Genomic DNA, 13,213 nt, shown 5'->3' with positions numbered 1-13,213 from the left:
GGTGATCCATGGATCAGCTCACAGGCTTCCAACGCGACCTGCTGTACGTCATCGCGGGGATGGACCGTCCGTCCGGTCAGGAGATTCTCGACAGGATCAACGAGTACATCGACCAGCCGGTGACCCACGGCCGGCTCTACCCGAACCTCGACGCGCTCGTCGAGCAGGAACTCGTCGAGAAGGGGCAACTCGACCGCCGGACGAACTACTACGCGCTGACCCCGAAGGGGCAGCGAGCCCTCGAACAGCGACAGGAGTGGGTGAATCAGTACGTCGACGTCTAACCCTCACGTCGCCCGCCGCGACGCGGCGGGGGCCACGGTTTCCAACGTCCGCCGGGCCGGCGGCGACGGCCGCTCACCGGGCGTCGCCGAGGTCGACGAACGCGGTCAGGTTCGCGCTGTACCAGGTGGTCAGTTTCCGCTCGTCCGGACACCCCCGGGGGACGAGCGTACAGCGGTCAGGTCGGTCGTCGTAGCGTACGACGACCGCTTCGAGGTCGATCGGACCGTCGGCCGCGCGGGGGGACGGTCGCTGGCGAACGGTGCTGTCGTCGGAAACGTCGGCGGTCCCGGTCATGTGTATCGTCCGGGCGTCCCGTGACGCCTCGGCCGACGATCCGTGCGGCGGACGTAAACACGCTTCTAGGTGACGTATAGAGCGCTCCGTACGGCTGGCGAGAGCGGGGGAGCTAGGGTTCGTCGAAGGAGACCCGCGAGAGGTCCGCCTCGAGTTCGTCGACGAACGCGTTGAACGCCTCGACGAAGCCGGCGACGTCGTCGGCGTACCGGCGGACGTCCGTCGCCGCCGGCGGATCGTACTGGGAGACGAGGTAGGTGCCGCCCTCGCCGCCGACGCGGAGATAGGAGGCGGCCTCGCCGTCCCACTTCAGTTCCCAGCGCGTCCCCGAGACGCGGCGGGCGAACGTCCCGTACTCGCCCTCGTAGCGGTAGAGGCGGGACGCCATCGCGTCGGCGACGTCGCGGATGCGGCCGACGATCCGGTCGCGCTCGGCGACCAGCGGGCCCACCGGGCGCACTTCGGGGAACGTCGAGGGGACGTCGTCGAGGACGCCCTCGTAGGCGTCGAGGTGGCGGTTGTAGGCCTCGACGAACGCGGGATAGTCGGCGGCGGCGTCGGCCAGCGCGTCGGGTTCGGGCGGCTGTTTCGTCGAGACGACGTACGTCTCGCCGCCGCCGGCCGGCGAGAATCGCAGGTACTCGACGTCGCCCGCCTCGTACTTCAGCGTCCACTCCCCGGCGTCGGTCTCGAACGTCTCGCGGCCGTAGTCGCCGCCGCCGAGCAGCGAGAGTTCGCGCGCGACTTCGCCGGCGTGGGCCCTGATGGTGGCGGCCACCTCGTCGCGCCGGGCGGCGACCGCGGCCGCGTCCCCCGACAGCGCGAGGTCGAGTCCGGGTTCGTCGGTCATCCCGCGGCGAGACGGGACGGACGCGCATAACGCCTGCGGCCGGCGAATCGACGGGTCGTTCTCCGTGGGGTGAATTTCAGTCCGAATCGGGCTAAAATTTTTGGAAACGAGGTTATCGTACCGGTCGGCATACGTCGGGGCATCCGATCATGACCACGATCGCAGAATTCGAGCTTCCGGCGGCGGAGACGGTGCTCGGGACGACGTTCGAGCGAGCGCCGGCGGCGACCTGCGAGATGGAGCAGGTGATCGCCTCCGACGGCTACGGGCTGTGGTTCGACGGGGCCGACCGCGAGACGGTCGAGGCGGCCCTCGACGCCGACGAGACGGTCCGGGAGGCGTCGCTGGTCAGCGAGGGCGACGACCGCTGGCTGTTCGACGTCTCGTTCGCCGCGGACGCGACCGACGTGTTCGGGCTGATCCTCTCGGAGGGCGGGACGGTGCTGGCGGCCTCGGCCGCCGACGGCCGCTGGCACCTCCGGGTGCGGTTCGTCGACCGCGAGGACGCCAGTCGGCTCTACGACCGCCTCGGGGAGGGACGGATCGGGACGAACCTCGTCCGGCTCTCGGAACTGCGCGAGCAGACGCCGGCGGCCTGCGGGCTCACGGCCAAACAGTACGAGACGCTGCTGGTCGCCCTCGATCACGGCTACTTCACGATCCCGCGCGAGACGTCGATGGAGGAACTCGCCGACGAACTCGGCGTCTCCCACCAGGCGCTCTCCGAGCGGTTCCGGCGGGCCTACCGCGCGCTCGTGATGACCGAACTGAACGGTACGGAACGAAGCGAGCCGCAGACGCCGGATCAGCCCGTCTGAGCCCGGCGTCTCAGGCCATATACTCCTCGAACTCCGTCGGCGTGATCACCTCGACTTCTCCCGCCTCTTCCAGGTCGCTCAGGTGCGCGAGCGCCGCCTCCAGCGCCGAGCGCGACCCGCCGTCGAGCCGGTAGTAACAGAGCGAGGTGATCCCACCGAACTCCGCGGTCAGGTCGAGCGCGCGCCGGGCCTCGTCGGGTCCGGGATCGGTGACCCGCGAGCACAGGAGGGGGTTCGCGGCGTACCCCTGGGCGGGGTAGCGGCCGGCGAAGGCGACGTCGTGGTACTCCTCGACCAGTTCGTAGGTCTCGACGTCGTACTGCCCGCCGGGGTAGGAGAAGAACCGGGCGCCGTCCTCGAAGCCCTCGTCCTCGAGCCACTCCTTGGCGTCGGCGACCTCCGCCTCGCGGTCGCGCTCGCCGGGATCGGTCAGGATCGTCCCGTGGGCGGTGTGGCTGGCGATCGTCCAGCCCGCGTCGGCGAGTTCGCCGACGTGGTCCTCGACGAGGCGGTCGCCGTCGTGCTCCTCGTCCCCGCGGAGTCGGCCCGTCGTGATGAACGACGTCGCGGGGTAGCCGTACTCATCGAGCAGCGGGAGGGCGCTCGTGTAGTCGGTCTCGTAGCCCCCGTCGAACTGGAGCATCACCTTCCCGGTCTCGGGCGTGGGGACGAAGTGGAGGTCGTCGACCCACAGGCGGCCCTCGTACTCCGTCCCCGTCCAGAGGGCGATCTGGATCTCGGCGACCTCGCTCAGGTCCGGGTCGCCGTCGACCTCGGCGACGCCGAAGTTACACCGCGTCATCGGCAGCCCCCCGTCGAGTTCCTGGCGGAAGTCGATGCGGTTCCCGTCGTCGTCGATCAGCTGGATCACCGGGTCGACGGTCGTCTCGGCGGTCATCGCGAGGCCGGGACGCATCCCCGAGAAGTCCTCGGTCGAGTCGAGTTCCCGGACGATCCGGACCTGCTGGTCGCCGGTCGCGGCTTCGAGCAGCGCGGACTGCGAGCCGTCGTAGTAACGCTCCTCGTCGGCCGACAGCGACCCCATCACCGTCTCCCACGCGTCGAGGTCCTCGAAGTCGTCGAACGTCTCGACGTCCGCGCCGGTCGACTCCTCCGTTTCCTCGTCGGTCTCGCTCGTCGACTCCTCCTCGTCGTCCGTCTCGTTCGTCGACTCCTCGTCGTTGTCGGTCTCGTTCGTCGGATCGTCGGTTTCTTCGCCGCCCGCACAGCCAGCGAGAACGGCGGCCGCCGTGGCGGCCGCGAGGTACTTTCGTCGTTTCATCGTGCGTGACGTTCGGCCAACGGAGTACCCGATTGTTATTTCGAGCGAACGGGACGGCCGCCTCTCGGCCGCGTTCGGGTAGGCGAGGTGAACGGTCAGTAAGGAGTTGATGAGCGATCCGGAGGGACAGGCTTCGGGGACGGTCGCCGCGGACGTACGGTCACGATACCGGAGGTGACCGCCGACCGCGAGCGGCGAGTGCGTCCCGCCGGGGTGCCCTCCCGCGGTCGATGCAGGCGGGCGCGGCGATCCGGCGCGCTACTTGATCGAGCGAATCGGCTGGAGGTACGGCCGGACGCGGTAGAGCGTCCGCCCGTCGTCGGCCTGCACCCAGCCGACGGTCGTCAGCGCGGCCGCGACCAGCGGCGCGAACGACCCGCCGCCGAGGAAGACGACGTTGCTCGCGGCGACGGCCGCGGCGGTGGCCGCGCCCGCGACGGCGTACGCGCGCGTGAACCGGACGGTGGTGCCGGCCTCCCACGCGAACCCGAACAGGACGGTTCCGGCGGCGAACAGGACGACCAGCAACAGCGTGTGCAGCCAGTAGCCCACCGCGGGGACGATCACGGCGAACGCCGACGGGGTCGCCCCGGCCGGGATCGCCCAGTAGAGGTCGTGGACGGGGGCGGTGATGATGAGCGAGATGTCGACGCCGACGAGGACGGCCGCGGCCCCGTACACCGGCCCCCGCCGCGGGACGCGGCGCGTGCTGCTCGCGGTGGCCGCGAACAGGAACCAGCCGAGAGCGGCCAGCGACGCCCCGACGGCGGCGAGCGCGAAGAAGAAGCCCTTCACCAGCGCGTTCGGGTCGAGCAACTGCGCGGCGAACATCCCGTTCCAGAGGCCGATGCCGATCACGAAGAGGATGTAGGCCAACCCGTTGTCGCTCCGCCGGTAGGAGATCGCGGTCGCGACGAACGGATAGGTCAGGAGAACGGCGAGCACGGCGCCTGCTGCGAGTACCCACGGTAGCAATCGGGACGCGACCATTATAATCGAATGACGGGTGAGAGCTGATTATTGTTGCGGCCGAGTGGAATGTAGTGGCGGGCGTTCGTGTTGGTTCGGATGGGTTTTGACAATTTTGATAGGGTATTATTGTCGCAATTAGATTTATATTTCCAAATTTATTAATGGAGTTATAGCTAGGGGATTCTAAATGTAGAATGTGCTAATAAATTAGTACCTATATATATATATCACTATCTAATTATTATTTTGTTGGCCTATAAAATAGAGGGGAGAAGTTGTTACGGCGTCTCGTATTCGCCGAAGCTCAGGTTGCTGTTGCTAATCATGCTATCACTAGGATCATGGATGATCTGAATTTCTACATCCGTGTCATGAAGGTCGGGATTCGAACCAGTAGTACTAGTATCCATCGAGGAAGTGACAACGAGCGTATCACCAGTCGAAATAGTGCCACTGACCTCATCACCGTTCTTGGTTACGTACCAGTCATCGGTGGTACCAACGGCGTCAGAGGTATAATCTGTCGTGTTGAACCCATTAGCCCCATCAGGAGTTAATGTTTGAATTGCACTATTATCACTAGAGTCTCTGACAACAATACGGATTTCATCCGAAGAGACTTCATCTCCACCGTCGTGTGTCGTCACGATTTGTGGAATAGTAACGCCACTGACTTCCGTTTCTGAATCCGAATGGCTTAATTGCGCGTTTGGAGCAGGTTCTCCCAGATTCCCCATATCCAGCACGAATGCCGCGATCACGGCCGCGAGAATCACCGTGATCGCCACCATCAGGATTACCCCGATGACTGGCGATACAGCCCGTTCCTCTTCGTCGCCGATTAGCTTTTTTGCGAATTGCATGGTATCTACCACAACACCTTCTCGCGTACGGAAGGCTTATTCCGCTGCACGTGGAGGCTGAGGGCGACGGGGTTGGGGAGTAGACCACCGCCCGCACCCATCACCGTCACCTTCCTGCCGCGTCTGGTGTTGGATAGACTCACTGAAGCCACTGGTAATAAAGCTACCTGAAAGTCAAGTAATACTGCATTTACGCCAACAAGAACCGTTTTCATATCTGATAACCAGCGTCAGACAGAAGCCGTACAGCGCTCTCTTGAAGCCGCCCCGTCGGCCGGTTTCCGTTCGCCCCGCAGGCGGCGGAGAGCGTTTCGTGACGGGAAAACGGCACCGCTTTGAAACCGAGTCCCCCTTCGCACGGGCGGCCGCGGACGAGTCGTCGATGGGGTCGGCCACCTCTCGCTCGCCCGCCGCGAGCGAGTCGTTCAAGCACCCGATGAACGTGACCCGGTTAGCTGGACGCGCTTGTTTCGACCCGAATATTCGGAAACCATCTCCGGCAGGCGAGAGCGGAACGAGCCCTACCTGCCTCTCCCCGCGACGACCTCGTAGTAACCCGCCCACGCCCGTCGGTGCCCCGGTTCGATGACGAGGTCCGCGTCGGTGTAGCCGTCGGGATAGGCGAAGACGACCTCGAACCCGTGCAGGCCGGGTGACTTCGGCGGCGTCACGTAGCTCCACCACACGATCCAGTTCCCCTCGTCGTTTCGCTCGAACGCACCCCAGTGCCGGACCGGATCGTCGACCGCCTCGCCGTCGATGCACACCGTGAGGTCCACGGCGTCGAGGGACCGCTCCGGATCCGCTTTGCTGGACTCCCCGTAGGCATCGACCTCCCCTTGGGCTTCGGCGCGGCGCTGGCGAACGCGGTCCTGAAAGACCGATGAGGTCAGGGGCGACGAACTACCGTTCTCCCGCCACCTCGGCAACATCGCCATCGGTGCGGTGTTCGTCGGCGTGACGATAACCCCCACCGACGAGATGCCGTCGATGGTCGCGTACGCGAGCGGGACTCGGCCGGGCCTCGACGTCGTCCATCGCAAAATCCCGCAGTCGAGTGTAGCGTTCCCAAATCGTAGAAATCGAGGCCAACCCTATGGGCCACCCAACACGTGATACGGACATGCCCTTCTACAATCGCCTCGTAGAACCAGTCGTCGTTTCGAACGAGGCCGAACGGGGCAGTGGCTTGCAGAGCGAAGTGCAACGCCTCGAAACGACGGTTCGGGTTTCGGTCGATCAGGACTGTCCGATGTCGGTTCTCGGCTGCAACGGGTCAGTTCGCCACGTCGAGGTCGGTGACGACGAATGTATCGTGGAATACTCTACCGACGATCTCGACGAACACTGTCACACCGTCGAACGTCACGATGGGATCTGTCCTCCCGAAGATTGTGAGGACGCCGACGAAGAGGGGGTCGTCCGCCTGTCGTTGCGCCGTCCGAAGCGGTGTATCTGTTCGACGTTCAAGCGGCACGGTTGCACCCCGAAGATCGAGGGATACGCCGATGGCAGTATCGTCATCAGGGCGTTGTCCCCGGACCGGGAGCACTTCAGAGCGCTCGTCACCGACCTCAAGAGTGCCGCCGGGTCCGTCCGGATCGACAGTCTCCGGGAAACGAGGTCCACGGAGAGCGAACACACCTCGACATCGGTGGACGTGAGCGTCCTGACCGATACGCAACAGGAGTTCCTCCAGCTCGCTCTCGAAGAAGGGTATTTCGCATCACCCCGCGGCATCTCACAGGCCGAACTCGCGGACAAACTGGGGATATCCCCCTCGATGGTCTCTCGACGGGTTCGTTCGATCGAACAGCGACTGTTCGAACAGATCGAACCGGCTCTCGGCCTGAAATAATAGCTGCGCGCCTTCGAAATTTCGATACCGGGAGCGTCCGTTTCCCGATCTTTTTTTAAACATGTTCGAACGTTGAGTCCCGTCTTTATCCAGATACCCGCCGACAGAGTAAGAAAACGGGAGGCTCAAGAGTGCACTCCATCACCACGTCCACGTGCAAGCCCGGTATTCGAGACCCCCTCGTGGGCCGATTCGCTCCGTCGCACGTTCACTCGGGGACGGTTCGAGTGCAGTCCAACTGCGCCTATCAGGCGAGGGTACCAGAAAGGACAGGCGCCGATTCCTGGCCGAGACGGACCCGCCGGGAGGGACGGAAATGAGTGGGAAAGCCGGGACGGAGACGATGTTTCGGTTCACGTGCCCGGCCTGTGAAATGTCACCGATCGTGGACGCGGTGATTCGAGCGGACATGCTCGCGAATGGCTGTTATCTGTGTGGAACACAGGTCAGCGAATCCGCCTTTCGAGAAGTGTGTGAGGAATAACGGCCACCACTCTGGGACCGAGTTTCGATCGCCCGCTACAACGTCTCACGCCGACGCTATCCGTCGTCCACACGATCGCCCGACAACTGCGTCGGACCACCGACACCCCGCCCGGAAGTGAGAAAACGCAGTTACCAACGGGCGAGTTCGTGGCGTCGATGGATCGTGGCACGGCCACCAGAATCAGACGTTCGGGGCGGTATTGTGGTGTAGCTCTACGTCAACTCGCATCACTGACAGGCGTCGAACCATCGTCTGATGTAGCTCTCGTAACATACTCCCTTCGCTATTTCGTCTCCCTATAAACCCGTTCAGATGTTGACTGGAAGGGATATCCCCCTCAGATGTCTGTATTCGAGTGAAGTAGGGGGTGTAATTGTGTACAACAAAAGCGGGGCCCACGACATATTCGAAGACGACGTCGAAGAGCGTGCCGAGGCGATTCTCGGTGACGTACCGTTCGATACGGAACTCGGGAAGCGACTGGCGAAAGACGCACGTCGGGTAGCGAACGGGGAACTCTCACGCGAGAAGTTCCACGAAAAACACCACGAAGCAGTCGTGCGCGAGTTCGGTCGCGACGAACGAAACTCCAAACCGGAGGGATTCGACGATGAGTGACGAAAACGACGACGGACACGACCTCACACGACGTGACGCATTGAAGGCCGGTGGAGTTGCCGCCGCCGGCATCGGTCTCGGCGGCACATCCACGAAACTCGGCAGCCTGAACGCGGATGCCACGGCGGCCCAACTCTCGGAAGACACAGTCCCGACCGCCTGCTGGATCGGCAAGATGGACTGCTCGGCGACCGCCCACAAGGTCGGCGACCGCGTGGTGAAGTTCGAGGGCAACCCGGAGGAACCACGCACCGGAGGCGGCCTCTGTCCGAAAGGTCAGGCCCAGATCTCCCAGATCTACGACCCGTACCGCGTGAAGGCTCCGTTGAAGCGAACGAACGAGAAGGGCCAGCACGGCGAGTGGGAGGAGATTTCCTGGGACCAGGCGATGGCCGAAATCGGCGACGACCTGAAAGCGAAACTCGAAGACGACCCCCGGCGGGTCGTCTTCCAGGTCGGCCGGAAGAAATCGCCACAGTGGCAGGAAGACGCGTGGGTGACCGGAGCGAGTAACAAGTACGGATCGATGGAGAAGTACGGCCACGGCGCGACCTGTTCCGATTCGGGCTACCGGGGTCAGGAACTCACCTTCGGAACCCACGGCGTCTCGGAGACCGACTTCGAGAACTGCGAGATGATGATCGCGTGGGGACACAACATCACCCGCGGCGGCGGCGCCCACCACTGTGCGCTCTCGTGGCCCCGCCAGATCTCGCAGGCCCGGAACGATCAGGGCATGCGCGTCGTCTCGGTCGACCCGCAGCGGCGGTCCGCGGGGTCGTACGCCGACGAGTGGCTTCCGATCGAACCCGGGACGGACCTCGCGTTCTGGAGTGCGTTCAACCACGTCCTCGTCCGCGAGGGGTACATCGACGAAGAGTACCTCACCCGTTCGACGAACGCGCCGTGCCTGGTGGCGACTGAAGGCGACGGGGAGGGCGAAATCCTGCGTGCTGCGGACGCCGAAGACCCGGCGGAGTCGTGGAAGTGGCCACGCGGCGAACTGGTGTGGGACGAAGCGGCTGGCGAGCCGGTTCCCCACGAAGAGGCCGACGATCCGGCACTCACCGGTTCCGTCACGGTGGACGGCGTCGAGGCGAAACCCGCCTTCCAGCTGTACACGGAACACATCGAGGAGTACACCCCCGAATGGGCAGAGGCCATCGTCAACCGGAAAGACCTCGACGATACGCCCGGCATCACCGCCGAGGACATCGAGCGAATCGCCATCGAGTGGGGCGAAACCGCACAGATCGGCGCAACAGTGGAGATCGACGGCGAAGAACTCCCCTACCGACCGGTCGGCGTCCACGGGTACCACGTGGCTCAGGAAGAGCAGGGCGTGATGGCGACGATAGCCCAGTACCACGCGAGCATGCTCGTCGGTGCCGTCGACGCGGTCGGTTCGACGCGCGTCCGGAAGGCGAAATACGACGGTCCCAAGGACTACCGCGCCGACTTCCGCGATCTGGCCTACAACCCGGAGAAGATCACGCCGGAGCCCGACGGTCCGTCGCTCGGTGGCAGCATGTTCCACCCCATCGACTCGGGTGGGTACACGCAGACGCCGGTCAGTCTCAACAACCCCGATAAGTATAACCTGCCCTACGGCCCGGAGGAGATGGCCTTCGTCGTCCAGATGGCGAATCCGGTGATGTCGGGGCCGAACACGCAATCGCAGATCGAGGCCTACAGCAAACTCGACACGGTCATCGTGGTCGATCCGTTCATGAGCGAGACCGCGGACGTCGGGGCCGATTACGTGTTGCCCGCGGCGACGGCTGACAAGCTACAGGGGCCGACCGGCGGCTGGGACGGCTACAGGGACATCAGCCACATCCGGTTCCCGGCGATGGAGCCGATGTGGAACTCGTTGCCCGACGCCGAAATCTTCATTCAGATGGCGGCGGCGGTCGACGCGGAGGAGGAGTACCTCGCCGACATCAACGACGAACTCGGTATCGACGGGACCGACTACGCCTTCGACCCCGTCGACGATCAGGACCTCTTCGAGGAACCACACACCTTCCTCGAAGAAGGGCTGGACCGCTGGGCGAAGAGCAAGGGCAAGAGCCTGGAGTGGTTCCGCGAGGGCAACGTCATCGTCAACGAGTGGGAGGTCGGCGACGGCAATCGGTACGCGTACACGTGGGGCGACCGCGAGGAGTGGGGCGAGTACAACCCGTACGCGGTCAAACACGACTTCTACAGCGAAACGCTGCTGAAGATGGGTGAGCGCGTCGAGGAACTCATGGCCCAGGAGGGGTACGACGAGAGCGACTTCCCGTACCTCCAGGACTACAACGCCTTCCCGACCTGGCGGGAGCCGACGATGTGGCAGTCGCCCGACGAGTACGAGTTCTCGATGATCAGCGCCCACCAGATCGAGCAAAAGCAGTCCCGGACGGCGAACAACAAGCTCCTCAACGAGATCACGCCGCGAAGTCACATCCGCATGAACGCCTCGGATGCCGAGGACCTCGGTATCGAGGACGGTGACGAAGTCGTCGTCGAGAGCCACAACGCACAGACCGGCGAAACCTATCAGATAGAAGGCCTCGCCATGGTGATGGAGGGAATGAAGCCGGGCGTCATCGACGTCCCCGCCCACCACGGTACGTGGAAAGACCCGACGAGCGAGGCACTCGACGAAGGCCCGAACGTCAACTCGGCGTTCCCGAACGGGCCGGGCTACATCGCTCTCGACAACGGTCATTCGTTCCACGTGATGACGAAGGTGACGAAAAAGGGAGGTGACAGCTAATGACGCAACTCGGAATGGTCATCGACACGGACGCCTGTTTCGGCTGTCGGGCGTGCGTCGAAGCCTGCAAAGTCGAAAACAACACCCCACGAGGGGCGTTCTGGATGCACGTCTTCCGGTACGAGGAGGGCGAGTACCCCGACGTCGACCAGGAGTTTATGCCCCGCCCGTGCCAGCACTGCTCGGAACCGTCCTGTGCGGACGTGTGTCCGACCGGTGCGCGGTTCAAACGGGAGGAAGACGGTATCGTCCTCACCGACTACGACCGCTGTATCGGCTGCCGGTACTGTGAGGTCGGATGCCCCTACGGCGTGAACTACGCACAGTTCCGCTCCCCGGAGGAGGCACAGTACGGGTTCGCAAACGAGAACGCCGGGGCCGACTGGTACGGTTCCGGCAGCCTCGCGGACGAGGTGGATTCGGACTCCACGCCGTGGAGAAACCCCGTCCACGACGAACCGGTAGCGCCTCGACAGACCAACGCCTCCGGCAACCAGCCACGGGGCGTCATGGGGAAGTGTACGCTGTGTGTCCACCGTCAGGACTCCGAGTCGAAACGGGGAACGACCGCCTGTGCGGAGACGTGTGCGGCAGATGCCATCAAGTTCGGCGACATGGACGACCCGAACAGCGAACCGCGGCGGTATCTCCGCCAGAACCAGGGGAAATCCCGGTTCAAGCTGATGGAAGACCGCGGGACGAAGCCGAACGTCGTCTATCTCGGCGAAGAGCCGTCGGCGGACGCACGACCGATCGAAGACGCGGACACGTTCAAGGATCCGGAAACGGCGATCGAGATCGAGAACCACCCGCCTGAATCGGTCGAGACGGAGGTCGAACAATGAGTACGCAACTCCCCACGGACATGGACCGGTTCCTCGCCCCACTCGAGAGGCGAGGAAGCAGATTCTACGGCATCGTCATCGTGACGGCGATTCTCGCCGTCGTCGGCATCGCTGCGTGGCTCATCGAGGTGACTGGCGGCCACGTGACCAATCTCGGCAACTGGGGGACGTCGGCAGGGGTACCCTGGGGGCTCGACATCGGCGCGTTCGGCTGGTGGACAGGGATCGCTATCGGCGCGCTCCTCCTCGCTGCAGCGATTCGGGTCCTGCGGATCGATAGCTACCTCGGTTTCGCCCGCGTCGGAGAGTTCCTGGCACCGCTCGCGTTCCTCGCGAGCTTCCTCCACATCCTCTACGACCTCGGTCGCCCGGGCCGAGTCGTCAACACCGTTCTCTATCCGCAACTGCAATCGCCGCTGTTCTGGGACATCGTTCTCGTCGGTGGGCTCGTGGTCTTGAGTGTGGTCTTCCTCGTCGTCACAGTTCGTGAAGACGTAAGTCGCCTCGTGGCGGAAGGCAATCTGGACGACAACGGACTCCACGGGTGGCTCGCCGGAACGCCGGCGCAGCGTGAGAGGTCGGCGGCGTCTCGCTGGATTGCCGGAATCATCCTGGCCTTCGTGCCCGTGGTCGGGGGTGGCCTCGTTCCGTGGGCCTGGTCCCAGCTCGGGGTCAACATGAACTGGTTCGGCGCGGTCCAGGGGCCGGAGTTCCTCCTGATGAGCCTGACGAGCGGGTTCGCGATGGTGCTGCTCGCCGCCGGCGTCCTCCGTGTCGTCTACGGATGGTCGTCGGTTTTCTCGGATCGGCGACTCGCCGTCCTCGGCGGTGTGACGGCTGGCGTCGGGTTCTTCTACCTCGTCGCTGCGCTCTTTGCCATCCAGTCGGGATCGTTCGCTGCGTCGATGGCCCCATCGAACGTCGCCTCCGCGATGACGGCCGGTCCGCTGTCGACGATGATGCTACTCGCCATCGCAGCAATCGCCATCCCGGCGGTCGTACTCGCCGTACAGATCGCCTCCGACACGTACAACAGGACGGCCACCCTGCTGTCGAGCGTCGTTCTGCTCGTCGGCATCCTCGGAATGGAGACGGTCCTGGTCGTCGGGGGTCTGACGTACCCCGAAATGTTGTACCCGGTCAGCGAGTACGTCCCGTCACTGGCGGAGTGGGCCCACGTGATCGGAACGGTGTCGCTGGTGGTCCTGGGGTTCGTCGTCCTGTCGAAGCTCCTGCCGCTGGTTCCAGTGGGGACAGTCGAACAGGCCGGTGAATAG

Annotated in this window: 14 protein-coding genes; 8 read left to right on the top strand and 6 right to left on the bottom strand. The window is 64.1% G+C overall.

Annotated features, from left to right (window positions below):
• Nucleotides 1-8: 8 nt before the first annotated feature.
• Nucleotides 9-284, top strand: a complete 276-nt coding sequence (locus NKG98_RS15330) for a PadR family transcriptional regulator (RefSeq protein WP_254766884.1) — start codon at nt 9-11, stop codon at nt 282-284.
• Between the two features lie 73 nt (nt 285-357).
• On the opposite strand, the gene NKG98_RS15325 is transcribed toward NKG98_RS15330, so the two are convergent.
• Together NKG98_RS15325 and NKG98_RS15320 are read right to left on the bottom strand one after the other, a co-directional pair.
• On the bottom strand, nt 358-579 hold the full coding sequence (locus tag NKG98_RS15325; RefSeq protein WP_254766882.1) for a DUF7511 domain-containing protein: 222 nt from the start codon (nt 577-579) through the stop codon (nt 358-360).
• Nucleotides 580-691: 112 nt separating this feature from the next.
• Nucleotides 692-1,429 (bottom strand): profilin-fold protein, encoded by a 738-nt coding sequence (locus tag NKG98_RS15320; protein WP_254766880.1) that lies wholly within the window; start codon nt 1,427-1,429, stop codon nt 692-694.
• Nucleotides 1,430-1,578: 149 nt separating this feature from the next.
• Here NKG98_RS15320 and NKG98_RS15315 point away from each other — a divergent pair, with 149 nt between their 5' ends.
• On the top strand, nt 1,579-2,247 hold the full coding sequence (locus NKG98_RS15315) for a helix-turn-helix domain-containing protein (RefSeq protein ID WP_254766878.1): 669 nt from the start codon (nt 1,579-1,581) through the stop codon (nt 2,245-2,247).
• A gap of 10 nt (nt 2,248-2,257) precedes the next feature.
• Here the strand turns inward: NKG98_RS15315 and NKG98_RS15310 are convergent, their stop codons facing one another.
• The 4 genes from NKG98_RS15310 to NKG98_RS15295 form a co-directional block, all read right to left on the bottom strand.
• Nucleotides 2,258-3,529, bottom strand: coding sequence for a polysaccharide deacetylase family protein (locus NKG98_RS15310; protein WP_254766876.1), 1,272 nt, complete (start codon nt 3,527-3,529; stop codon nt 2,258-2,260).
• A gap of 258 nt (nt 3,530-3,787) precedes the next feature.
• Nucleotides 3,788-4,519, bottom strand: coding sequence for a histidine kinase N-terminal 7TM domain-containing protein (locus tag NKG98_RS15305; protein ID WP_254766874.1), 732 nt, complete (start codon nt 4,517-4,519; stop codon nt 3,788-3,790).
• A gap of 260 nt (nt 4,520-4,779) precedes the next feature.
• On the bottom strand, nt 4,780-5,364 hold the full coding sequence (locus tag NKG98_RS15300; RefSeq protein ID WP_254766872.1) for a type IV pilin domain-containing protein: 585 nt from the start codon (nt 5,362-5,364) through the stop codon (nt 4,780-4,782).
• Nucleotides 5,365-5,885: 521 nt separating this feature from the next.
• Nucleotides 5,886-6,407 carry a hypothetical protein gene (locus NKG98_RS15295; RefSeq protein WP_254766870.1) on the bottom strand — a complete coding sequence of 174 codons (522 nt, stop codon included), beginning with the start codon at nt 6,405-6,407 and terminating at the stop codon, nt 5,886-5,888.
• A gap of 80 nt (nt 6,408-6,487) precedes the next feature.
• Here NKG98_RS15295 and NKG98_RS15290 point away from each other — a divergent pair, with 80 nt between their 5' ends.
• From NKG98_RS15290 to nrfD, 6 genes are all read left to right on the top strand, one after another.
• The gene (locus NKG98_RS15290; RefSeq protein WP_254766868.1) at nt 6,488-7,222 is read left to right on the top strand and encodes a helix-turn-helix domain-containing protein; all 735 of its coding nucleotides are present in this window, start codon (nt 6,488-6,490) and stop codon (nt 7,220-7,222) included.
• A 316-nt stretch (nt 7,223-7,538) separates the two neighbouring features.
• Complete coding sequence (locus tag NKG98_RS19135; protein ID WP_425504351.1) at nt 7,539-7,706, top strand: DUF7560 family zinc ribbon protein; 168 nt, start codon at nt 7,539-7,541, stop codon at nt 7,704-7,706.
• A gap of 405 nt (nt 7,707-8,111) precedes the next feature.
• A complete protein-coding gene (locus NKG98_RS15285) occupies nt 8,112-8,327 on the top strand; it encodes a 4Fe-4S ferredoxin N-terminal domain-containing protein (RefSeq protein ID WP_425504413.1) in 216 nt (71 codons plus the stop codon).
• On the top strand, nt 8,320-11,091 hold the full coding sequence (locus tag NKG98_RS15280; RefSeq protein WP_254766864.1) for a molybdopterin-containing oxidoreductase family protein: 2,772 nt from the start codon (nt 8,320-8,322) through the stop codon (nt 11,089-11,091). The genes NKG98_RS15285 and NKG98_RS15280 overlap by 8 nt, the downstream gene beginning before the upstream one ends.
• Entirely contained in the window at nt 11,091-11,936 is an 846-nt protein-coding gene (locus NKG98_RS15275; RefSeq protein ID WP_254766861.1) for a 4Fe-4S dicluster domain-containing protein, read from the top strand. The genes NKG98_RS15280 and NKG98_RS15275 overlap by 1 nt, the downstream gene beginning before the upstream one ends.
• Nucleotides 11,933-13,213 (top strand): NrfD/PsrC family molybdoenzyme membrane anchor subunit, encoded by a 1,281-nt coding sequence (gene nrfD, locus NKG98_RS15270; RefSeq protein ID WP_254766859.1) that lies wholly within the window; start codon nt 11,933-11,935, stop codon nt 13,211-13,213. Before NKG98_RS15275 ends, nrfD begins: the two co-directional genes overlap by 4 nt.

This window comes from Salinilacihabitans rarus (genome assembly GCF_024296665.1).
In the GTDB taxonomy this organism is placed as follows: domain Archaea; phylum Halobacteriota; class Halobacteria; order Halobacteriales; family Natrialbaceae; genus Salinilacihabitans; species Salinilacihabitans rarus.
This window is presented reverse-complemented; position numbering and strand designations above follow the sequence as displayed.